The organism is Pseudomonas sp. GW821-FHT02H09 (assembly GCF_059421425.1).
The window spans coordinates 144,635-166,177 of sequence record NZ_JBWKVA010000013.1 but is presented as its reverse complement, the minus strand read 5'-3'; the positions used below and the strand labels follow the sequence as shown (position 1 = coordinate 166,177).

Annotated in this window: 19 protein-coding genes; 11 read left to right on the top strand and 8 right to left on the bottom strand. The window is 58.7% G+C overall.

Annotation, left to right across the window (positions count from 1 at the left end):
• Nucleotides 1–53: 53 nt before the first annotated feature.
• The 5 genes from AC07VR_RS18760 to AC07VR_RS18740 all read right to left on the bottom strand — a co-directional run bounded on the left by AC07VR_RS18760 (nucleotide 54) and on the right by AC07VR_RS18740 (nucleotide 4,695).
• Complete coding sequence (locus tag AC07VR_RS18760) at nucleotides 54–701, bottom strand: amino acid ABC transporter permease (RefSeq protein WP_494993188.1); 648 nt, start codon at nucleotides 699–701, stop codon at nucleotides 54–56.
• A 1-nt stretch (nucleotide 702) separates the two neighbouring features.
• Entirely contained in the window at nucleotides 703–1,383 is a 681-nt protein-coding gene (locus AC07VR_RS18755) for an amino acid ABC transporter permease (protein WP_493136927.1), read from the bottom strand.
• A 3-nt stretch (nucleotides 1,384–1,386) separates the two neighbouring features.
• Complete coding sequence (locus tag AC07VR_RS18750) at nucleotides 1,387–2,163, bottom strand: amino acid ABC transporter ATP-binding protein (protein ID WP_493136926.1); 777 nt, start codon at nucleotides 2,161–2,163, stop codon at nucleotides 1,387–1,389.
• A gap of 48 nt (nucleotides 2,164–2,211) precedes the next feature.
• Nucleotides 2,212–3,177: an ABC transporter substrate-binding protein gene (locus AC07VR_RS18745; protein ID WP_494993189.1), complete on the bottom strand. Its 966-nt coding sequence runs from the start codon at nucleotides 3,175–3,177 to the stop codon at nucleotides 2,212–2,214.
• Nucleotides 3,178–3,261: 84 nt separating this feature from the next.
• Nucleotides 3,262–4,695: an amino acid permease gene (locus AC07VR_RS18740; protein ID WP_495012154.1), complete on the bottom strand. Its 1,434-nt coding sequence runs from the start codon at nucleotides 4,693–4,695 to the stop codon at nucleotides 3,262–3,264.
• A 348-nt stretch (nucleotides 4,696–5,043) separates the two neighbouring features.
• Here AC07VR_RS18740 and AC07VR_RS18735 point away from each other — a divergent pair, with 348 nt between their 5' ends.
• Genes AC07VR_RS18735 through AC07VR_RS18725 form a run of 3 tightly spaced genes read left to right on the top strand, consistent with a single transcriptional unit; the run spans nucleotide 5,044 to nucleotide 8,090 of the window.
• On the top strand, nucleotides 5,044–6,462 hold the full coding sequence (locus AC07VR_RS18735; RefSeq protein ID WP_494993191.1) for an aminotransferase-like domain-containing protein: 1,419 nt from the start codon (nucleotides 5,044–5,046) through the stop codon (nucleotides 6,460–6,462).
• 4 nt (nucleotides 6,463–6,466) lie between these two features.
• Complete coding sequence (locus tag AC07VR_RS18730; RefSeq protein ID WP_495012153.1) at nucleotides 6,467–7,711, top strand: NAD(P)/FAD-dependent oxidoreductase; 1,245 nt, start codon at nucleotides 6,467–6,469, stop codon at nucleotides 7,709–7,711.
• 28 nt (nucleotides 7,712–7,739) lie between these two features.
• Entirely contained in the window at nucleotides 7,740–8,090 is a 351-nt protein-coding gene (locus AC07VR_RS18725) for a RidA family protein (RefSeq protein WP_495012152.1), read from the top strand.
• 123 nt (nucleotides 8,091–8,213) lie between these two features.
• Here the strand turns inward: AC07VR_RS18725 and AC07VR_RS18720 are convergent, their stop codons facing one another.
• Complete coding sequence (locus AC07VR_RS18720; protein ID WP_495012151.1) at nucleotides 8,214–9,164, bottom strand: LysR substrate-binding domain-containing protein; 951 nt, start codon at nucleotides 9,162–9,164, stop codon at nucleotides 8,214–8,216.
• A gap of 171 nt (nucleotides 9,165–9,335) precedes the next feature.
• On the opposite strand from AC07VR_RS18720, the gene AC07VR_RS18715 reads away from it, so the two are divergent.
• From AC07VR_RS18715 to AC07VR_RS18690, 6 genes are all read left to right on the top strand, one after another.
• The gene (locus AC07VR_RS18715) at nucleotides 9,336–10,877 is read left to right on the top strand and encodes an HAL/PAL/TAL family ammonia-lyase (RefSeq protein ID WP_495012150.1); all 1,542 of its coding nucleotides are present in this window, start codon (nucleotides 9,336–9,338) and stop codon (nucleotides 10,875–10,877) included.
• 688 nt (nucleotides 10,878–11,565) lie between these two features.
• On the top strand, nucleotides 11,566–13,245 hold the full coding sequence (hutU, locus tag AC07VR_RS18710) for a urocanate hydratase (protein ID WP_495011039.1): 1,680 nt from the start codon (nucleotides 11,566–11,568) through the stop codon (nucleotides 13,243–13,245).
• 293 nt (nucleotides 13,246–13,538) lie between these two features.
• Nucleotides 13,539–14,303: a transporter substrate-binding domain-containing protein gene (locus tag AC07VR_RS18705; protein WP_494993365.1), complete on the top strand. Its 765-nt coding sequence runs from the start codon at nucleotides 13,539–13,541 to the stop codon at nucleotides 14,301–14,303.
• Between the two features lie 66 nt (nucleotides 14,304–14,369).
• Nucleotides 14,370–15,086, top strand: coding sequence for an ABC transporter permease (locus AC07VR_RS18700; RefSeq protein ID WP_493063474.1), 717 nt, complete (start codon nucleotides 14,370–14,372; stop codon nucleotides 15,084–15,086).
• A 21-nt stretch (nucleotides 15,087–15,107) separates the two neighbouring features.
• The gene (locus AC07VR_RS18695; RefSeq protein WP_494993197.1) at nucleotides 15,108–15,845 is read left to right on the top strand and encodes an ABC transporter permease; all 738 of its coding nucleotides are present in this window, start codon (nucleotides 15,108–15,110) and stop codon (nucleotides 15,843–15,845) included.
• A gap of 18 nt (nucleotides 15,846–15,863) precedes the next feature.
• Nucleotides 15,864–16,655 (top strand): ABC transporter ATP-binding protein, encoded by a 792-nt coding sequence (locus AC07VR_RS18690; RefSeq protein ID WP_494993198.1) that lies wholly within the window; start codon nucleotides 15,864–15,866, stop codon nucleotides 16,653–16,655.
• 149 nt (nucleotides 16,656–16,804) lie between these two features.
• Here AC07VR_RS18690 and AC07VR_RS18685 read toward each other — a convergent pair whose 3' ends face one another.
• Nucleotides 16,805–17,716 (bottom strand): LysR substrate-binding domain-containing protein, encoded by a 912-nt coding sequence (locus tag AC07VR_RS18685; protein WP_495012149.1) that lies wholly within the window; start codon nucleotides 17,714–17,716, stop codon nucleotides 16,805–16,807.
• A gap of 106 nt (nucleotides 17,717–17,822) precedes the next feature.
• Between AC07VR_RS18685 and AC07VR_RS18680 the strand changes: the two genes are divergently transcribed.
• Together AC07VR_RS18680 and AC07VR_RS18675 are read left to right on the top strand one after the other, a co-directional pair.
• A complete protein-coding gene (locus AC07VR_RS18680; protein ID WP_495012148.1) occupies nucleotides 17,823–18,611 on the top strand; it encodes a HalD/BesD family halogenase in 789 nt (262 codons plus the stop codon).
• Between the two features lie 96 nt (nucleotides 18,612–18,707).
• The gene (locus tag AC07VR_RS18675) at nucleotides 18,708–19,565 is read left to right on the top strand and encodes a transporter substrate-binding domain-containing protein (RefSeq protein ID WP_495012147.1); all 858 of its coding nucleotides are present in this window, start codon (nucleotides 18,708–18,710) and stop codon (nucleotides 19,563–19,565) included.
• Nucleotides 19,566–19,847: 282 nt separating this feature from the next.
• Here the strand turns inward: AC07VR_RS18675 and AC07VR_RS18670 are convergent, their stop codons facing one another.
• Nucleotides 19,848–21,455 carry a tyrosinase family protein gene (locus tag AC07VR_RS18670; protein WP_495012146.1) on the bottom strand — a complete coding sequence of 536 codons (1,608 nt, stop codon included), beginning with the start codon at nucleotides 21,453–21,455 and terminating at the stop codon, nucleotides 19,848–19,850.
• Nucleotides 21,456–21,543 lie beyond the last annotated feature (88 nt).

The window sequence follows — 21,543 nt, the reverse complement described above, 5'->3', positions numbered from 1 at the left end:
GCCATCCGCATCCAGCACTGCTCGTCCGGATGAAAACCGGACGAGCCATTGGTTCAATGCCTCGTCTTGCGCTCCAGTAAACGCACGCCGAGTGACAGCGGATAACACAGCGCAAAGTAGATCGCGCCCACGAGGATGTAGATCTCCAGCGGCATGAAGTACACGCTACTCAAGTCCTGAGCCCGCAGCATCAAATCCGGCGCCGCGATCAGCGAGGCAACCGAGGTATCTTTCAACAGCGAGATCGCCACATTGCCAATCGGCGCCAGCACAATACGAATGGCTTGGGGCAACACAACCCAGCGCAACACCTTGAGATGAGGCATACCAATCGCTTTCGCCGCCTCCACCTGCCCCTTGGGCACCGCCTCCAGACCCGAACGGTAAATCTCCGACAGGTAGGCGGCAGCATTCAGCCCCAACCCGATCATCGCTGCCTGGAACGAGCTGAACTGAACGCCGATTTCGGTCAGGCTGAAATAGACGATGAACAACTGCACCAGAGCCGGAGTACCGCGAAACACTTCGATGTAGATCAGCGCCGCGCGCCGCAATGCCCGATTGCTCGAGAGTCGCGCCAGCGCCACCAGCAGACCGACGATCAAGCCAATGACCAGCGCACCGAATGCCAATTGAAGAGTGGCCCAGGCCGCTGTAAGAAGTTCGACATGGGTTGCTTCCCACAGGTCGCCATAGCCCATATCAATTCTCCTTGACGACTTTGAGTCGCCGTTCGGTCCGCGCTGCCCAGTGGGAAAGTACCAGGCTTAACACCAGGTAGATGATCGCCAACAGGAAGTAGATCAGGTTGGTCTGGTAGGTTTCGCTGACCAGCATCCGCGCCTTGAAGGTCAGCTCCGGCACCGCCGCCGCTGACGCCAGAGACGTGTCCTTGAGCAGACCAATGGCGAAATTGGCCATCCCTGGAATGGCGACCTTGAACGCTTGGGGCAGCACGATGATGCGCATCGCCAGGGAGCGGGTCATGCCGATGGAAAACGCCGCTTCGCTTTGCCCACGATCGATGGTGCGGATGCTCGAACGGAACACTTCCGAAAGAATCGCCGCACCGTTGAGACCAAAACCAATGATCGCCGCACCAATCGCCGGCAACGTGATTCCGATGTAGGTGAGCCCGAAGTACAGAATGAACAGCTGGGTCAGGATCGGTACGTTGCGAAACACCTCCAGGTACACGCTGGCGATCAAGCTCAGCACCCGGCTGCGCGAGAGCCGCATCAGCGCCAGGCAAAACCCCAACAGCGCAGCCACAACGAACGCAGCGGCGGTCAGACCGACGGTGGTCAGCGCCCCGATGCCCAGCACATTCAAAAAGTACGGCAGCATCTCGATGGCTTTGTTCAGTGCGGTGGAATCGAACATCAATCAGTGCTCCTGCACAGCGCGGATGAAGGAGCGGGTACGTTCGATCTGGCTCTCACGGAAAATCTGCCGGGGCGGGCCTTGCTCGACAATGTTGCCGTCGGCCATAAAGATCACCTGATCGGAGACGCTTTCGGCGAAATGCATTTCATGGGTCACGATAATCATCGTCATGCCCTCCTCCGCCAGCTTGCGCATGACGGTCAGCACTTCGCCCACCAGTTCCGGATCCAGCGCCGAAGTGGCCTCGTCGAACAACATCAGCTTGGGTCGCATCGCCAGCGCCCGGGCGATGGCGATGCGCTGCTGTTGCCCACCCGAGAGCTGTTCCGGGTACACGTCACGCTTGGCGAACATGCCCACCTTGTTCAGCAGATCCTCGGCAAGTTCCACCGCTTCGGCGCGACTGCGTTGTTGCACCTTGAGCGGGCCGAGGATGATGTTTTCCAGTACCGAGAGGTGAGGAAACAGGTTGAAACGCTGGAACACCATGCCGATCTCGGTGCGCATCCGCGCCAGCTCCTTATCGCTCATGGGCACTTTTCGTGTGCCCACCAAACGCTGGCCGATCAGTTCGTTATCGATGTAAATGTCACCTTTGGTCGGCTCTTCGAGGTAGTTGACGCAGCGCAGCAAGGTGGTCTTGCCCGACCCGCTGGGCCCGATGAGCGAGATCTTCTGGCCCTGCTGTACGTTGAGGTCGATGCCTTTGAGAACGTCCAGGCTACCGAAGGACTTGTAGAGCCCCTCGATCCGCACCAGTGGGGTTGATTCAGCCATGAGCAATGTCCGTAAGTGGATGACGCAAACTGTGATCGCGACGTCGACTCAGGCGAAGGCCTGACTGAAATCTCGCGGCGTATGTTCGAACGGCCCGATGAGGTTGCCCTTCTCGTCCCGATCCACGCCGATGCGCGGGTCCTTGGCTGGAGGCACGAGGTAGTCGGGGTTCTTGATCCCGTACTTGGCGAGGATCGGTTTGATCTGATCGGTACTCTTGAGCCAGCGCAGGCCCTGGTTCACGCCATCGAACAAGTCCTGGTTCTGCGGATGAACGCCCCAGATCGCCTCGAACTTGGCGGTCAGGCTGGGGAATTTTTCATCGTAGGACATGGGGATTTGTTTGAGCTTGAGGCTGGGGTCCTGAAGGATCATGTAGTCGATGGTCGGGGCATCCAGCACGGCAAAATCCAGCCGTCCGGCCCGCACGTCTCGCAGGCAGGAGTCGGTATTGTCGTAGAGTTTGACCTCCTTCACGCCCTCGATTTTCTTCATGTCCGGGATGGTGAAATAGCCGGTAATGGCGCCGATGGTGCGACCCTTCACATCGTTCACGGTGATCGAGGTTTCGAACGGCTCGCTGTCGCGCATGATCACGTAGGCACCGGTGTAGAACACCGGGTCGGTCAACAGCAGGATCTTCGAACGCATCGGGTTCCAGGCGAAGTTGCCGCCGAACCAGTCGGCGCGTCCCGACCTCACCGCTTCCACCACCGCTGGAAACCCCATGGTCAGGACATCGAGCTTGAGTTCGAGGCGGTCGGCGATGAGCTTGATAAGTTCCAGATCGGTGCCCACGGGTGTACCTTCGCGCAGCGCCCCCAGAGGCATGTCGCCCAGGCAGGCCGCGGTCAGATAGCCGGGGCGCACGGTTTTGATCGGTTGCCCGGCAGCGAATGCGAGCGGCATCGGGCCTATCACGCTACCCAACAGGGCCGCCAATGAACCATAGCCAGCGGCTTTGAGGAGCCCGCGTCGGGAGAAACCTTGAGTATCAAACTTGAAATCGGACATAGATCACCTATTGGCAAATTATTGTTTTGGACCATTACAAGCCATACAACTCAACCGCCGTCCGTGGCTCGATCTCCCTGGGTTTCATGATCGTGTCGGCAAGCCCGCCAGAATGTCGATGGCATTGACGTGGGGCTTGCCAGCTTGCTGCCGGCGACGCTTGAGCAGCAGGTAAGCCGCGGATACCACGCCAAGACTGACCAGGCTGGCGAGGAACTGCGTACGCAAGGATTCTTGAAAAGCCATGGCTACCAAAACACCCGCAATCACTGCCACCACAGCATAGGACAACCACGGAAACAGCCACATCTTGAGGGTCAGTCGCGCGGGCGCCGTGGCTTCTACCTGGCGTCGAACCTTGATCTGCGCCAGCGCCACTGCCAGATAAACGAACAACATCACCGCACCGGAAGCGTTGACCAGAAACAGGAACACACCCTCTGGAGAAATGATCGCGGCCATGATTGCGATGTAGCCGATCACACTGCTCAGCAGCACCGCCGCTCTTGGTACTTTGCGACCGGTGAGGGTCGACAGTTTCGCCGGTGCATCACCGCGCTGACTGAGGCCGAAGAGAATCCGCGAAGACACGTACAACCCGGAGTTCAGCGCCGAGAGCACGGCCACCAGCACCACCGCTTGCATGATCATCGCGGCCCCGGGAATGCGCATGACCTCCAGCGCCGCCACGAACGGCGAATGGCTGGCGACGATCTGCCCCCAGGGCACCACGCAGACAATCAGGAAGATCGAGCCGACATAAAAGGTGATGACCCGGAAGATTACCGAACGGGTCATGTTCGCCACGTTCTTCGATGGATCGTCCGACTCAGCGGCGGCAATGGTCGCGATCTCGGCGCCGCCTACCGCAAAAATAACTGTGGGTACACCGGCCAGAATCGCACTCACGCCGTAAGGCATGAAGCCGCGGTCATTCACCAGATTGCCCAGCAGCGCGCTGGTGCTTGGGGCGAAACCGAAGAGGTAAGCGCCAACCACAAAGATGAAGACGATGATCGCGAAGACTTTCAATGAAGCGAACCAGTACTCGAATTCACCATAGGACTTCACCGACAGACAGTTGATGGCGGTCATGATCGCCAACAGACTCAGACCGATCATCCACGCCGGCAGCGGTATCCATTGCTGGAGGATATTGGCACCGACCACCGCTTCAACCGCCACCACGATCACCCAGAAGTACCAGTACAACCAGCCACTGGTGAACCCGACCCAATTGCCCAGGCCGATTCGGGCGTATTCGGTAAAGGAGCCGACACCGGGCAAGGCCACGGCCATTTCACCGAGCATGCGCATGACCAGCATCACCACGATGCCGGCAGCGAGATAACTGAGAAATGCCGCCGGGCCAATGGCCTGAATCGTTGCGCTACTGCCGACAAACAGGCCTGCGCCGATGATCCCGCCGAGCGAAATCATCGTGATATGGCGTTGGCGCAGAGCCCCGCTCAGCCGCTGTTCGCCTGATTTTTTAACGGATTGCCGGGCGTTGTTCATTGGATGACCTCCGCGTTGTTGGGTGAGGTCGATCGACCGGATAAATTCATCGAAGACTTTGCGCGAGGGGGACAACACACCGGATACTCTGTGCCGCCCGCTGACGGGCTGCAGAGTAGGTGGTGCCGGAGCGCGAAGGGCGAACCCGGCTGGAACGTTTTGATAGTCATGTGCGTACCCATTGGGCTGAGCATGGCAGCCATTTTCTTATTGTGTTGCATGACAAGCATTACAACTCACACACTAATCACGGTTTTTTAGCTTGTCAATGGGCTTTGTATCAGATAAAAAGCAATACAAATTTGCTTATTGTCTTGCTACAAGCATGACAAGCAGGGATAAAGCACCATGAGTCAATTCGAACAACTGCTGGACGAGCTGAAAGCCAATGCGGCTTTGCAGCGCGACAAAGCCGAAACCCTTTACGCCCAATTGGCCGACTCACTGGCTGAGGCGATCGGCAACGGCAAGCTCAAGCCGGGCGAGCGTTTGCCGCCCCATCGCGAGTTCGCCAGCGCACTGGGGGTGAACATCACCACAGTGACCAAGGCCATGGCCGTGTTGCAGCAGAAAGGATTGGTCGAAAGCCGTCCGGGTCGCGGTACGCAAGTCGCCCTGCCTCGGCATCCAGCCGCGCAGTTCCAGTCGGCGCCGAGCAATGACCCGGGCACTGTCGACCTGAGCGTCAATCGTCCGGCAACCGATGGTTTTAATCGGGTGCTGGCGCAGTTGCTGCCGCGTCTTTCCAGCGACCCGCGCTTTGGTGACATGAAGGACTATCACCCGTCCGAAGGTCCGCTTTGGGCTCGTGAAGCCGCAGCGCAGTGGTTGCGCCACACCGGCGTACAGGCCGAAGCCTCGCAGATGCTGATCGTCGAAGGCGCCCAGCATGGCATCGCCAATACCCTGCGCAGCCTGACCAATAGCGGCGATACCGTGCTGGCCGACAGTGTGACCTATCAGGGCATCAACGCTTTGTGTCGCTCGCTGGGTCTGATCCTGATTGGGGTCGACGCCGATGCCCGCGGCATTTCACCCGAAGCCTTGCGCCTGGCCTGCGCCGAACATCAGCCACGACTGTTGTTTCTGGTGCCCTCGATCCATAACCCGACCGCCATCACTCTGGACGCCGAGCGCCGCGAAGAACTGGCAGCAGTGATTCGGAAAACCAACCTGCTGGTCATTGAAGACGATGTGTATCGGCCGCTACTGGATCAATCGCCCCCGGCCTTCGCGGCGTTGATGCCGGAGCGGACGATTTACATTTCGGCACTGTCCAAATGCATCGCCCCGGGGTTGCGCATGGGCTTCGTCATGGCTCCTCAGCCGCTGGTGCAAGACATCGCCGCCATGCAGCGCATCGACTGCTGGAGTACTTCGCCGCTGACAGCGCTGATTGCCACCCGGCTGATCGAGGACGGTCATGCCGACCACCTGGTCTCGGAACAACGCGAAGAACTGCGCATCCGCCAGGCGCTGCTCGCCACTCACCTTGAAGGTCTGGAATTCCAGCACAGCGCCACCGGCACCCATGCCTGGCTGGTCCTGCCGGAACCCTGGACCGGTTCGCGCTTCGCACGCCTGTGCCAGGACCACGGCGTGGTGCTGCTCGCTGGTGGGGCCTTCACCTTGCGCCCGGAGCTCTCGCCACAAGCAGTGCGGATCAACATTTCAGCTGCCCTGTCACGCGAGCAGCTGATCAAAGCCTTGAGCGTCATCAGCCAACTGGCACGCCAGGGTCATCTCCATATGCACAACCGGATCTGAGGACATGACACAGCCAGTTCATTGTGAAATTGCCGTTATCGGCGCAGGCGTTATCGGGGTTGCCAGCGCACTCTGGCTGCGCCGCCAGGGTTATCAGGTGCTGTTGCTCGAGCGCGACGCAATTGCCTGCGGCGCGTCTTACGGCAATGCCGGTACCCTCGCGCCTTACGGCGTGATGCCTATTGCCCAGCCATCGCTGCTGAAGGCGATTCCGTCCCTGCTGTTTTCACCGGACTCGCCCTTCGTCATTAACTGGGCACGCCTGCCCCGGCTGATGCCCTGGCTGTTACGGTTTCTCAATGAATGTCGCGCTTCGCGTTGCGAAGCCAATACCCTGGCCCTGACAAAAATACTCCAGCACACCTACAGCGGTTATGCGCCGTTGCTGGCCGACTGCCCGCAGGCTGATCAGCATTTACGTCACAACGGTTGCATTTATGCCTACGGCACCGAGCAAAGTTTCGCCGGCGCGCAGTCAGCCATCGAGCTGCGCCGTTCTCTGGGTATTGCGCAGCAGGTATTGAGCGCGGCCGATGTCGAACAACTGGAGCCAGCCCTTGCTGGCAAATCGGTGGCCGGCATTCTGTTTCCCGAGTCGTCCCATATGGATGATCCGCAAGCCTTCATTGAAGCGCTGGCGGCGCCGCTGATCGCCGAGGGGGCGCTGCATCAGGCGACGATCACTGACGTGCAACGGCAGAGTAACGCCCTGCATCTGCTCAGTGCCGAAGGCCAGACCTACCGCGCCGACCGGGTGGTGCTGTGCGGCGGCGCCTGGTCCGCGGCGCTGGCACGCCAGGTCGGGGATCGCATCCCGCTGGATACCGAGCGCGGCTATCACATCGAATTCGACCTGCAAGACACCCTGCTCCACCGCCCCTGCTGCCCAGTGGAAAGTGCGTTCTACATGACGCCCATGGCCGGCCGCCTGAGGGTGGCGGGCACAGTGGAGCTCGGCTCGATCAATGACCCGGCCAATCCCAAGCGTTTCGATTACCTGGAGCGACACGTGCGCCGAGTTATGGGTCTGACCGAACCGGTGGCCCGCAAGTGGCTCGGGTTCCGCCCGTCCCTGCCGGACTCGTTGCCAGTGATCGGCCCATCGCCGAACGAACCACGACTGATCTATGCCTTCGGCCATCAACACCTGGGCCTGACCCTCGCCGGGGCGACCGGCCAGTTGGTCGCGGACTGCATCGCCGGCAAGGCACCTGGCTGGCTGGACAGTTTTTCCGTGCAACGCTTCTAAACCGCGCTATTCCACAGGAGAGCAATTGATGCCAACCATCGAACGCAAACACACCAATCAGCGCATGAGCCAAATTGTCATTCACGGCAACACCGTGTTCCTCGCCGGTCAGGTCGGCGAAACCCACCACAACGTCGCCGACCAGACCCGCGATGCCTTGGCACGGGTTGATGCCTTGCTCAAAGAGGTTGGCTCGACGCGGGAGCATTTGCTGCAAACCACCATCTGGCTGGCCGACATGGCGGACTTCGACGCAATGAACGCAGTATGGGACGCCTGGGTACCGAAGGGGCATGCCCCGGCTCGTGCCTGTGGCGAGGCGAAACTGGCTGACCCACGGTTGTTGGTGGAAGTCATCGTCTGCGCGTCGAGGAAGTGAACTCTCAGGACGTTCTCATACGTTTCAAATGTCAAGTACAGCCGATAGATGCCTTTAGTGACGGGCAGCAATCGGCCCAGATTGTCAAAAGCTCGAAACCTGGTAGCACGCTGTGGTTGCGAATCACTTCTTGCTAGCGGGCTGCGCAGCTATCAAGGAGTCAGTAATTTCCTCTTGTGCTCTCCCTCGGCCAATCAGCCAGCGTTGAAATGCCCGACATTGCGCTTTCTGCAGAGTGTTAGGGTGCCAACTCAGGTAATACGGCGAGGGAAGAGGCATGGCTCGCTGCCAGGGAATGATCAAGCGCCCTTCATCGATGTCACGGGCAATCATGGAAAACTGCGCCAGCACTATTCCTTGGTGATCGATGGCGGCTTGAATAGCCATGCTGGACGAAGAAAAGCTACGACGTATGGCAATCGTCTGCTCGACGGCAGCGCCTCCCAGCTCAAACCATTCGGCCCATGAGGGGGGTGAGTCAAATTTCGGCCGCGAATCGATACGGATAAGTGGGTATTGGAGCAGGTCAGCGGCATGCTCCACATTGCCTGGATGGCCTAAAAGCGTCGGTGAGCATGCCGGTACCACACAATCGCGGAACAGTACGACGCTATGCCCGGCATATTGGCCGGGTTCGCCATAGCCGATACGAAAATCTGCGTTTTCCTCCTCCGAAGTATCCGCCAGCGTGCCATCCAGATAGATGTCGAGATCACCATCCTCATGCTGCCATTCGTAGGTGAGAGGCGCCAGCCACTTGGTCATGAGAGAAGGCAGGCCACTGACATACAAATTGTTGGGGTTTTTCGAACGCTCTACTTCGGAAACAGCGGCTCTCAATTCTTCAAATGCTATAGAACACCGCGCATGAAAACGCTGGCCAATGGCGTTCAGCCGCAAGCGCTGTCCCTCCTTGACCGTCAAGCTCATGCCCAGCGCCTCATCAAGCAACTTCATCTGCTGACTCACCGCGCCCACGGAGATGTTCAATCGCTTTGCGGCTTGGGATATACCGCCGCAGTGACCGACGGTTTCAAATATTTGAAGTGCTCGTAAGGGAGGTAAGCGACTCATGGCGACGCGAAGGCCTCGAAAGCGTTTTAAGTTTAGAAATTCTAATAAAACTGACAGAAATTACCATATTTTCTTCATATCAAAACCGCTTTAGCCTTCTCCCACGCTCAATCGAGCGACGGCCTGGCCGGTCCAGCCCCCCTCAATCATTTCGTTTCTCGGGAGTTCGCAATGAAAGCTCATCCTCAACAGATCACTCAGGTAGTCCTCGGCGATAGGGAGCCCTCCATCGAAGAGTTTGTCGCGGTAGCCCGTTATTCGGCCAAAGTGTCGTTTTCCGAGACCTACAAGAACCGCGTGAAAAAGTCCCGTGGCCTGGTGGAGCGTTTCCTCGATGAAAATCGCCTGGTCTATGGGGTGACCACCGGGTTCGGCGATAACGTTCGGCATGTGATTTCTCCGCAGAATGCCAAGGAGCTCCAGGTCAATATCGTGCGCTCCCATGCCGTCGCCGTGGGCGAGCCGCTCAAGCGTGAGCAGGTTCGTGCGATCCAGTTGATGGTTCTGATCAGCCTTGGCAAAGGTTTTTCGGGGGTGCGCCTGGAGTTGCTGGAGCTGATTGCCGCTCTGCTCAATAACGAAGTCGTGCCGTTTGCGCCTGGCGAGGGTTCGGTGGGCTATCTGGCCGTCGAGGGGCACCTGGCATTGGTACTGCTAGGCGAAGGCCAAGCCAGGGTCAATGGCGGCGAATGGGTGGATGGCGCCACCGCGCTTGAACAGGTCGGCCTGCAACCGACAGACCTGCAGTGCAAAGAAGGATTAGCCCTGCTCAATGGCACCACGTCAGTTACCGCCATCGCTATTCTGGCGCTCTACAACGCCATGCAGACAGCCTCTCTTGCCGATGTTGCCGCTGCACTTTCGCTTGAAGCGTTGAAGGGCACGATTCGCGCATTCGACCCTCGCTATCACTCGGTCAAAGCACACAAAGAACAGGCGCAAACCGCCAGGGATATAAAGGCGATGCTGCATGATAGCCAACTGGTCGCCGAAAACATCGATTACCGGCTTCAGGATGCCTACAGCCTGCGTGCCATTCCCCAGGTGCATGGCGCTTCGAAAAAATTCATTGATCACGCACGCGAAAATATCGAGAACGAAATTCACTCCTCGGGCGACAACCCGGTCATCTACCCTCTTGACGACGGCGACGGCATTGCCATTTCAGGCGCCAACTTCGACGGCACCTACATCGGCATGTCAGCGGATACTTTGTGCGTGGCGCTGGCCAACCTGGCGAAGATTTCCGAGCGCCGTATCGACCGGATGGTCAATTCACACTTCAGTGAAATGCCGGCGTTCCTGGTGCGCAACCCGGGCCTTAACAGCGGGTACATGATCCTTCAATACACGGCGGCTGGCCTGTACGCGGAAATGAAGACGCTGTCGTTCCCCTCCTCTGTCGACAGTTTCTCGACCTGCGGCAACCAGGAGGATCTGGTCAGCCTCGCCTACAACGCCGTCATCAAGGCTTACAAGGTTTCCGAAAAACTGGAGTCGGTGCTGGCGATTGAACTGCTGGTGGGTTGCCAGGCCTTGGACTTCCATGATGTGCACAAGGCCTCCAGCGTCACCAAGGCAGTTTATGATCTGGTGCGTAGCCGAGTACCGGTCGCCGACAATGATCGTGCATTCTATTCGGACATGATGAGTGTCACCGAACAGGTACGTAGCGGTGAAGTACTTGCCACGGTGCTGAAAAACCGGAAGTAAATCTGTTGTACTCCAAGGCTGTCCATTGGTTGTCAAGGGTATGCGTTTCTCTGCATTTCGACGACTGATGGATTGCCTTGGGGCCGAGCCTGGATCTGTATCAGCGTTTTCGGAAGCGATGTGGGGCACCTCCTCAACATGGTCATCAATCAGCAAATCCGGGAAGTCGATAACCTCACCTGCTTTGCCCCATCTGATAAACATAGCTACGGTGTCCGTGCCAATCCTGGACATGATGACCGCCTCGAACCACTCACTGGCCATAAACCAAAGTACTCGCGAATGCTGAATGTGAGCGGCCCGGAAATCCAGTCTGAAAGAGCCGATTCGGCCCTGGCTTGAAGCCGTTTCCAAAGCGCACCAACTTGTTACCGAACGCCCCAACGTAGCGCAAAACCATATTCAAGTTACAACCACCACGCCTTCGCAAAAACCCTCTGAAAAAATTCGATACCCGGCAAACCTTTGCCCCAAGGGCTTTTCAGCCAGATCCAACACTTTATTGAATGTCCATCCAGCAAGTTGGCCGCTTGATTGCATAGTCTTGTATGTACAAGTAAAGACGTATGAGTATGGGTCACGAAGACTCGACCATCGTCCATTGATTCGCTTGTGGCGCAACGATGCGCACAGGCTGGCTTACCCACTGCCTGGGTTGGTTTGGATTGATCGCTGAGGAGTTTTTTTCGTGACCGAGAATAAGCCTACTAAATACCGTGACGTCGAAATCCGCGCTGCTCGCGGCAACAAGTTGACCGCCAAGAGCTGGTTGACCGAAGCGCCGCTGCGGATGCTGATGAACAACCTCGACCCGGAAGTGGCCGAGAACCCCAAGGAGCTGGTGGTTTACGGTGGTATCGGTCGTGCGGCACGTAACTGGGAGTGCTACGACAAGATCGTCGAAAGCCTGACCAATCTGAATGACGACGAAACCCTGCTGGTGCAATCCGGCAAGCCGGTCGGCGTATTCAAGACCCACAGCAACGCCCCGCGCGTGCTGATCGCCAACTCCAACCTGGTGCCGCACTGGGCGAACTGGGAACACTTCAACGAACTGGACGCCAAAGGCCTGGCCATGTACGGCCAGATGACTGCCGGCAGCTGGATCTACATCGGCAGCCAGGGCATCGTTCAGGGCACCTACGAAACTTTCGTCGAAGCCGGTCGCCAACACTACAACGACAACCTCACCGGTCGTTGGGTCCTGACTGCCGGTCTGGGCGGCATGGGCGGCGCTCAACCGCTGGCCGCGACCCTGGCCGGCGCGTGCTCGCTGAACATCGAATGCCAACAAGTGAGCATCGATTTCCGTTTGAACAGCCGTTATGTCGACGAGCAAGCCACCGACCTCGACGACGCGCTGGCCCGCATCGCCAAATACACCAGGGAAGGCAAGGCGATTTCCATCGCCCTGCTGGGTAACGCGGCTGAAATTCTGCCGGAACTGGTCAAACGCGGCGTGCGCCCGGACATGGTCACCGACCAGACCAGCGCCCACGATCCGCTCAACGGTTACCTGCCAGCCGGCTGGACCTGGGACGAATACCGCGCTCGCGCCAAGACCGAGCCGGCTGCCGTGGTCAAAGCCGCCAAGCAATCGATGGCCGTGCACGTCAAAGCGATGCTGGACTTCCAGAAAATGGGCATTCCGACCTTCGACTACGGCAACAACATCCGTCAGATGGCGCAAGAAGAAGGCGTCGAGAACGCCTTCGACTTCCCGGGCTTTGTACCGGCTTACATCCGTCCGCTGTTCTGCCGTGGCATCGGCCCGTTCCGTTGGGCGGCGCTGTCGGGCAACGCTGAAGACATCTACAAGACCGACGCCAAGGTCAAAGAGCTGATCCCGGACGACGCCCACCTGCACAACTGGCTGGACATGGCGCGCGAGCGCATCAGCTTCCAGGGGCTGCCGGCACGTATCTGCTGGGTGGGTCTGGGTCTGCGCGCCAAGCTCGGTCTGGCGTTCAACGAAATGGTTCGCAGCGGTGAATTGTCCGCGCCAATCGTGATCGGTCGCGACCACCTGGACTCCGGTTCGGTGGCCAGCCCGAACCGCGAAACCGAATCGATGCAGGATGGCTCCGACGCCGTGTCCGACTGGCCACTGCTCAACGCCCTGCTCAACACCGCGAGCGGCGCGACCTGGGTGTCCCTGCACCACGGCGGCGGCGTCGGCATGGGCTTCTCCCAGCACTCGGGCATGGTGATTGTCTGCGACGGTACTGACGAAGCGGCCGAGCGTATCGCTCGCGTGCTGCACAACGACCCGGCCACCGGCGTCATGCGTCACGCCGATGCCGGTTACCAGATCGCGATCGACTGTGCCAACGAGCAGGGCCTGAACCTGCCGATGATCACCGGTTGATCTGTCGGTCAGGGGCACATGGAGATGGGGAAGCTGTCCAGGCTGAAACCATTATGGGTGCGAATTAACCGGCGTAACTGACGGTGGCTTTTATGGTTTTGTCTTGTGTGCACAAAAATAGTTGTGCGCACAGACATTGGAGATTCGGCCTGAGCCGGATCAGTTCGCAACACTCCATTGATTAGGCAGGAAGTATCAAGATGTCGAAGAAATCAAGCTGGTTGGGTTCTGTAGCGCTCAGTGCAATGGTTCTGGCCTGTGCTCCGGCACTGCAGGCCAAAGAGTGGACCTCGGTGAATATTGCAACAGAGGGCGCCTATGAGCCCTGGAACCTGACGCTGCCGGGTGGAAAAATCGGCGGCTTCGAACCGGAGCTGATGGATGTCATCTGTCCGCGCATGAAGCTCAAGTGCAACATCGTCGTACAAAACTGGGACGGCATGATCGCCAGCCTCAACGCCGGTAAATTCGACGTGCTGATGGACGCCATTGTCATCAACGACGAACGCCAGAAGGTCATGGCCTTCTCGACGCCTTACGCCCAGACACCGGCCAGTTTCGTCGCGCTCAAAGCCGATCTGTTGCCGGGCAAAACCGGCGCCGACGCCGCCGTCACGCTGGGTACCGATGCCAAGGAAGTACGTGCCGGCGTTGAAGAGCTGCGCAAGGCGCTCAAGGGCAAGACCATTGGCATCGCCTCTGGCACCATTTACACGTCATTCATTGATCAGAACTTCAAGGATGTGGCGACCATTCGTGAGTACGGCAGCTCGGCCGAAGCCATTCTCGATCTGCTGGCCGGCCGTATCGACGTAGCGTTCGATGACGTGACCTTCTTCAATTCGGTCATGGACAAGCCTGAGAACAAACCGCTGGTCTTTACCGGTCCGGTCATCAAAGGCCCGATCTGGGGTGCAGGCGAAGCGCTGGGCTTCCGTCAGAAAGACCCAGAACTCAAAGCCCAGTTCGACGCAGCCCTCAAGGAAGCCATGGCTGACGGCACAATCAAGAAACTGAGCGAGAAGTGGTTCAAGGCAGACCTCACCCCTCAGCATTGATTCTGAATGGCCCGACACCGTGAAGGTTGCCGGGCTGCTTAAACCTTCTCATAAGTAGGACCCTCTATGAACCTCTTGCAGCTACTCAGTTTCGGTGACTCAGGCTGGGGAATGGCGCTGCTCAAGGCAGCGGGCATGACCGTGATATTGACCCTGGCAGCCCTGCTGGTGGGTGCGGTATTTGGCAGCCTGGTCGCTGCTGCCAAGCTATCCCGTCGACGCAGCTTGCGCTGGCTGGGGGATCTGTATTCGATACTGTTCAGGGGGATCCCTGAGTTGCTGGTGATCTACCTGTTCTACTTCGGCGGTGCCAGTGTGGTTACGGCGGTTGGCCACTGGTTCGGTGGTGAAGGCTATATCGACGTACCGCCTTTTCTGGTCGGCGCGTTGGCGGTCGGGCTGATTTCCGGCTCCTATCAGGCTGAAGTCTACCGTGGCGCTTTTCTTGCGGTATCGCGCGGCGAACTGGAAGCAGGACTGGCCATCGGTATGACCCGCGCGATGCGCTTCAAACGTATTCTGGTCCCCCAGGTGCTGCGATTTGCGCTGCCCGGGCTGGGAAATGTCTGGCAAATGAGTCTGAAAGACTCCGCGCTGATTTCAGTCATCGGCTTGGTGGAATTGATGCGTGCCAGCCAGGTCGCGGCCGGTTCCACTCGTCAATATTTCACGTTCTACATCATCGGGGGCATCGTGTACCTCATTCTCACTGGCCTGTCTGGTCGGCTTTTCCACATGGCTGAGGCTCGCGTGCGTCGCACGCGGCAACGCAGCCCAGTCTAGTTCGAGTCGGGAGCGCCACTTATGATCGATTTTCCGTTTCTCGCTGACACCATGCTCAAGCTTTTGGCAGCGTTACCCACAACGCTGACGCTATTTTTCAGCTCATTGGTGATCGGCCTTACCCTGTCCGTAGGCATTGTCAGCCTGCGGGTCAGCCGCTGGTGGTTTTTCAGCTATCCGGCGCGGTTCTACATCATGTTGTTTCGCGGTACGCCGCTGCTGATTCAAATGTTCCTGATTTACTACGGATTGGGCCAGTTCCCGGCCATTCGCGACAGCTTCGCCTGGGTACTGCTCAAATCGCCCTATGGCTGCGCGGTGGTTTCACTGGCCTTGTGTACCGCCGGTTACACCGCCGAAATCATTCGCGGCGGGCTGCTTAGCGTGCCACAGGGGCAGATCGAGGCGGGCAAGGCCGTGGGCATGTCGCCCTGGGAACTGCTACGCCGGATCATTGCGCCGGTTACCCTGCGCCAGGCCCTGCCGGCCTACTCCACCGAAGCCATTTTGCTGGTCAAGTCCACGGCGCTGGCCAGCCTGGTGACTGTCTGGGACGTCACTGGCGTCGCGCAACAGATCATCCAGCGCACCTATCGCACGATGGAAGTGTTCATTTGCGCGGCCTTGATCTACCTGGTGCTGAATTTCCTGGTCGTCCGTGCTGTCGCCTGGCTCGAGCATCGCCTCTCGCCGCACTTGCGTGAGCGGCCAGTTGACACCATCAAAAAAGCCAGCCCTCCGCTGACTACCCATTCCTGATTTGATACGGAGCATGCCATGAGCACTCAGCCCGCTTCAGCCTTGTCGGTAACTAACATTCAGAAGTCCTTCGGCAGCGCACATGTCCTCAAGGGCATTTCCCTGGAAGCCCACAAGGGCGACGTAATCTCGATCCTCGGTGCCAGTGGATCAGGTAAAAGTACCTTCCTGCGTTGCATCAACCTCCTGGAAACGCCCGATCAAGGCATCATCAGCGTCAATGGTGAAGTGATCGAAATGAAGCAGCATGCCGACGGCCGCCAGACCCCGAGCAACAGCCGCCAGGTCGAGCGCATGCGCAGTTGCCTGGGTATGGTGTTCCAAAGCTTCAACCTCTGGTCGCACATGACGGTGCTGCAAAACATCATTGAGGGACCGATGCGGGTGCTCAAACGCTCCCGTGCCGAATGTATCGAGGAAGCTGAGGCCCTGTTGCACAAGGTCGGCCTGTACGATCGCCGCGACTATTACCCCGCGCACCTGTCCGGCGGACAGCAGCAGCGGGTAGCGATAGCGCGCGCGCTGGCGATGAATCCACAAGTCATGTTGTTCGACGAACCGACCTCGGCACTTGACCCTGAACTCGTTGGAGAGGTGTTGCGGGTGATGCGCTCTCTGGCCGAGGAAGGCCGCACCATGCTTGTAGTCACGCACGAGATGGGCTTTGCCCGGCACGTGTCAAACCGGGTGGTGTTCATGCACGGTGGCCTGATCGATGCCCAGGGCACGCCAGCAGAACTATTCGAAGGTTTGCCCACCGAACGCTTTCGGCAATTCGTCTCAAGCCATCATGAGAGAAGTACCGAATAAGCATCACCCAGGGTGCGCGCCTTGGCGCGCACCCTGCCAGTCCGCTTCAGACTGGGTGAGAAGCGAAAGAGCACAGCCGGCAAAAGCAACTCACTTACTCATACGTTCCAATGAAGCGATCACGTTGGATTTCGCGGATACATCCGCGCCTACGGGCCCGCCTCAACTTTCGAAAGCTGCAACAACCCAATCAGCCTCTGCACATCCACCCGCCCCCGCTTGGCCGCTGGCACAAACGCACAATAAGCATGCCCCAACTTCAACGACGCAGTAGAAAGCGCAATCAAACGCCCCGCCTCCAAATCCCGCTTCGCAATTACCTTCTGCCCCAAAGCAATCCCCATCCCCAGCTTCGCAAGGGTCACCGACAGGCTCGACAACCCCGAGCGGCGGCCATGTGCGGGGTCCGGTGAGTCCCCTACTTCGCTGGTGAACCAATCACTCCACGTAGGATGCGACGCATAGTTGGGCCCCCATTGGGTATGGATAAACAAACTTTCGTGAATCTGTGTGAGATCGAAGTCCTTGTTACCGTGCCGATACCAAAGCTCCGGCGCGCAAACCGGCAGCACTTCGTCATGGAACAAGGGGATGGCCTCAAACGAGGGGTAGTGATAATCCCCATAGCTGACGCGAAGATCCACGTCATGCCGGGCGAGGTCGACCGGGTCATCTTCCACGCGAACATCCACCGACAGTTGTGGGTAGATCTCCAGCAGCTCTGACAACTTCGGGGCCAGCCAGCATTCGGCCAGGGAAAACGGCACGCTGACAATAAGCCGTGTGCGCATTTCACCTTCGAGTATGCGCACGGTCATCGCGGCAATGTCACCCAGCGCCCGAGAGGTTTGCGGATAGATCGCCAGGCCGGCGTCGGTGAGGGCCAGGCGGTTGCCGTTGCGTACGAAGAGTTTCTTGCCGAAGTAGTCTTCCAAATGGCGAATCTGCTGGCTGACGGCCGCCGATGACACGCCCAGTTCTGCCCCCGCCAGCACAAAGCTGCCCAGCCGTGCTGCGACTTCGAAGGTCCGAACGGCATTGAGGGGTGGTAACCGTTGCATGAGCGCGTCTCCCATAAGTTTTACTAGGGGGATCCTAACAATTTATGCCGTTGTTACGAAGATTTTCATGGGGTACGTTGGAGCCATCTACAACGAGAGGGGCATCATGAACAACGTCATAGATCTTGAGCGCTATCCACTCGACCGTGAAGGCAGCGAAGAGTGGAACCGCCTGGTTGAGAAGTCCCGCAACGAGCTGAACCTGAACGGCATGTTCAATCTGGAAGGCTTTATCGCAGAGGACAAAGTGCGCCTGGCGACCAAGCAAATTCAGCCGACCATGAACAGCGAATCCCATACCCACAGCCGCACGCACAATATTTACTTCAAACCGCAGATCGAGGGCTTGGCGGCGGATCATCCGGCATTACGCAACGTCGAGACGGTCAGCCATACCCTGTGCGCAGACCAACTCAAGGGCAGCCTTGTCAGTGACGTCTACGAGTACCCGCCCCTGGTGGCCTTTCTGGCCGCCGTCATGCAGAAGCCGCACTTGCACGTGATGGCCGACCCCTTGGCGCGCGTCAACGTGATGAGCTATCGCCAGGGCGAGACCTTGAATTGGCACTTCGATCGCTCCGAATTCACCACCACACTGATGCTGCAGGCCCCCGAAGAAGGTGGCGAATTCCAGTACCGCAGCGACTTGCGCACCAGTGATGATCCCAACTACGCCGGCGTGGCCGAACTGCTTGAGGGGCGTGATCCCCAGGTGCAGACACTCAAGCTGCGCGCCGGCACGCTCAATGTGTTTCGCGGTAAAAACACGGCGCACCGCGTCACCCCGGTCAAGGGTAACCGCGAACGGATGGTGGCAGTTTTCTCGTACTACGAAAAACCCGGTGTGCTGTTCAGCGCTGAGGAACAACTGGGCTTTTACGGCCGAACTGCCTGACTCGTACGCAACACTCTAATAAAAAGGCCCTAGCCTCGCCTTATGGCGGTCATTGCTTGCCCCTGCCGATCCTTTTCGAACTCTTTGGGGAAACACATGCATTCCATCACTCGCTTTACCCGAAAGCTGCTCGCCTGTACCGCCCTGGGCAGCAGCCTGCTGTTTACTGGCATGGCCGCTGCGAAGGACTGGACAACGGTTCGTGTGGCCACCGAAGGGGCTTACGAACCCTGGAACACCACACTACCCAACGGCGAGATTGCCGGTTTCGAACCTGAACTGCTGAAGGACCTATGCGCGAGGATCCAGCTTGAGTGCAAGCTTCAAGCCCAGGACTGGGACGGGATGATCGCGGGGCTTAATGCCAACAAATTCGACATGCTGATGGATGCCATCGTGATTACCCCGGAGCGTGAGGCCATCGTCGCTTTCTCACAGCCGTATGCGGCCACGCAGGGTGTGTTTGTCAGCTCAACGCCAGCGGCGACTTCAAGCGCCCCGAGCGATGAAGTGGTCAAGCTCAGCGGTGATCAGAACAACGACCAGGCCACCATCGATCAACTGCGCTCGCTGGTCAAAGGTAAGGTCATTGGTATTCAGTCCGGCACGGCTTACACGGACTTTGTGGAGAAAAACTTTAAAAGTGTCGCGACCATCCGGGTCTACAAAAAGTCCGGCGAGCACATGATGGACCTGAACGCAGGCCGCATTGATTTTGCTTTCGATGACGTGACGTTTTTCTCCTCCGTGCTGCAAAACCCGGAAAACCAGGCGGTGCACATGGTCGGCCCCAAGATAGGTGGGCCCATCTGGGGCCCGGGCGAGGCCCTGGCGTTCAGGAAGGGTGATACTGACTTGAAGGAAGAATTCAACCATGCCCTGAGCGCAGCCCTGGCGGATGGGACTGTCAAACAGCTTTCGCAGAAGTGGTTCAAGGCTGACATAGCGCCTTAGGGAAGGCTGTTCGCCACGGCCTGACGAGCCGTGGCGCGCTAATGGTCACCGCGACCTCAGGGCGTCAAGATGATAGTCAGGCGCCTGGCATTTCGCTCCAGCCGCCGAAGGGTACGCGGATCGATCCCCCTGGCAATCAGAGCCCTGGCAGCATCACGCAACGCGCGCGTCCCGTAAACCAATTTCAGGATAGGTACCGAGGGAAATACGGGGTAGCTTAGGCGCAGCGACCGAAGATTGCCTTCGGCCGCCGCGCCAGCAGTGGGCAAAGCCCGCTGTGGATCAGTAGGTTTCCAGCTTAAACGGCGCGTCCGCAGTGGCGGCGTTGCCGGTGCTGAGCAGACTTGCCGCATTTGGCCGCTTCAGGACCGTGTCACGGGTCTGTATTTCCACCTCGATACTGTCATCGTCAATCGCCGAGTTATCGGCGTTGAGCGGCAGCTTGAAGGTGGCCTTGGCTTCCAGGTGCGTCTGGCAGTTCATGCAACCTTCGACGTGCCAACGGCTGAGGATCGGCCGGGTACCCAGGTACTCGCGCTTGCCGTCGACCTTGGCGTAGGCCGAGATCAGGAACGAACCACGGATTTTCGCTCGGTTGATACGGCTGACCCGCAGGGTCTTGCCGGTTGGCTGCGGTGCCTCGGCCTTGAACAACAACTGCTTGGCGGGTTGGGCATAGGCATCCAGGGAACCGGCGCCATAGATGTAGCCCAGTTGCTTCTCGATGTTGATGCAGTCACGGGTGGTGAAGGGGTTGCCGTCGGCCTTGACGAAGGGGTCCAGGGTGGTGTCCAGGCTCAGTATGGCGTTCGGGTCCAGGCCCGCGCCGCCCGCAGGGGGCTGCACGCCGTCGGGTTTATAGTAAGTGGCTCCGGGATCCTTGGAGTCGATGCTGAATTCATCGGTGGCCCCTTGCCGGCGCTGCCAAGTCCAGAAAACATAGTCGATAAAGCAGTGGTGGAAGAAGAAAACCGGGTCCAGGCCGGCGGTTTCATTCTCGCCCATATCGCCATTGGCCCCGGGAATCGCCGAACTGTCGCCCTGGCCCGGGTAGTCGAAACCGCCGACCGCCAGGTGCATGAAGTTGTGGGGCTCCTCCAGCGGCACATGGTGAGGGCCCTCCGGGACGGCGTCGTTCTTCGCGCCGGCGGAGGTGGTATTGGAGAACAGCGTGTAGCTCGGAGAGTCGAGGCAGGCTTCGAAGCGACTGAACACCTCGCCGCGCCACTTGCCACCGATCTTGATCTTGCCGCTCAGCCAGGTGCTGACGTTCTCATTGAGGTAGGTGATGTTCTTCGCCGGGTCCTTGAACTGCGCGTTGTGTGCCGCCGTGGCTACGCGGTCCGGTTCGGTGCCCAACAACCCGGACAGCGGATAGCGCACGGTCTCGTAGCCTTCGGGCTTGCTGTAGATGATCGGTGTGCCCGTGACCTCATCGGCGATGGCTTGCGGGAACACGAAAGAGCGCAGCGGGTTTTCGATCTTCTGACCGTCGATCACGAAGGATTCCTGGGTCAGGGCTGAAGGCAGGCCATTTTCTCGTGACTCGTCGCTACATTCATCCCAGAACGGCAGGGTGACGTTTTCACATTTGGGAATGCTGCGCAGCGCCTCTTCCAGGCGCCAGAGATAGGCGCGGTGCCAGCTCGGAAAGAGCACCGTGCCGTGCTGGCAGTAGCCGCCCCACCAGTTGGGGTCGGTCTTGCCTTCACCACGGAACGGCTCGCCATGCAGGCCACCGATGGAGAAGAAGGAGTTGGGGTGGCTAGCGGGAAGATCCTTGATGCCTTTCCAGGCACGGATCAGTGCTTCAAGTTCATCTTTCTTGCCGTGGTCATAGTCGTACTGAACATCACTGAGAGAACGGCGTACACGAGGGGCGGATGACATGGTGACCTCCTTGTTGCCAGAAGTCCCGAAAGGCTCGGGGGGGTACTGCGCCATCGTCAGCATATATGGGATCTAGCAACGTGCCAGT

Coding starts and splice junctions, on each gene's coding strand:
- AC07VR_RS18700 (WP_493063474.1), top strand. CDS start 14,370: ATGAACCTCTTGCAGCTACTCAGTTTCGGTGACTCAGGCTGGGGAATG.
- AC07VR_RS18750 (WP_493136926.1), bottom strand. CDS start 2,163: ATGGCTGAATCAACCCCACTGGTGCGGATCGAGGGGCTCTACAAGTCC.
- AC07VR_RS18675 (WP_495012147.1), top strand. CDS start 18,708: ATGCATTCCATCACTCGCTTTACCCGAAAGCTGCTCGCCTGTACCGCC.
- AC07VR_RS18745 (WP_494993189.1), bottom strand. CDS start 3,177: ATGTCCGATTTCAAGTTTGATACTCAAGGTTTCTCCCGACGCGGGCTC.
- AC07VR_RS18690 (WP_494993198.1), top strand. CDS start 15,864: ATGAGCACTCAGCCCGCTTCAGCCTTGTCGGTAACTAACATTCAGAAG.
- AC07VR_RS18760 (WP_494993188.1), bottom strand. CDS start 701: ATGGGCTATGGCGACCTGTGGGAAGCAACCCATGTCGAACTTCTTACA.
- AC07VR_RS18735 (WP_494993191.1), top strand. CDS start 5,044: ATGAGTCAATTCGAACAACTGCTGGACGAGCTGAAAGCCAATGCGGCT.
- AC07VR_RS18715 (WP_495012150.1), top strand. CDS start 9,336: ATGAAAGCTCATCCTCAACAGATCACTCAGGTAGTCCTCGGCGATAGG.
- AC07VR_RS18670 (WP_495012146.1), bottom strand. CDS start 21,455: ATGTCATCCGCCCCTCGTGTACGCCGTTCTCTCAGTGATGTTCAGTAC.
- AC07VR_RS18720 (WP_495012151.1), bottom strand. CDS start 9,164: ATGAGTCGCTTACCTCCCTTACGAGCACTTCAAATATTTGAAACCGTC.
- AC07VR_RS18725 (WP_495012152.1), top strand. CDS start 7,740: ATGCCAACCATCGAACGCAAACACACCAATCAGCGCATGAGCCAAATT.
- AC07VR_RS18680 (WP_495012148.1), top strand. CDS start 17,823: ATGAACAACGTCATAGATCTTGAGCGCTATCCACTCGACCGTGAAGGC.
- AC07VR_RS18730 (WP_495012153.1), top strand. CDS start 6,467: ATGACACAGCCAGTTCATTGTGAAATTGCCGTTATCGGCGCAGGCGTT.
- AC07VR_RS18685 (WP_495012149.1), bottom strand. CDS start 17,716: ATGCAACGGTTACCACCCCTCAATGCCGTTCGGACCTTCGAAGTCGCA.
- AC07VR_RS18740 (WP_495012154.1), bottom strand. CDS start 4,695: ATGAACAACGCCCGGCAATCCGTTAAAAAATCAGGCGAACAGCGGCTG.
- AC07VR_RS18695 (WP_494993197.1), top strand. CDS start 15,108: ATGATCGATTTTCCGTTTCTCGCTGACACCATGCTCAAGCTTTTGGCA.
- AC07VR_RS18755 (WP_493136927.1), bottom strand. CDS start 1,383: ATGTTCGATTCCACCGCACTGAACAAAGCCATCGAGATGCTGCCGTAC.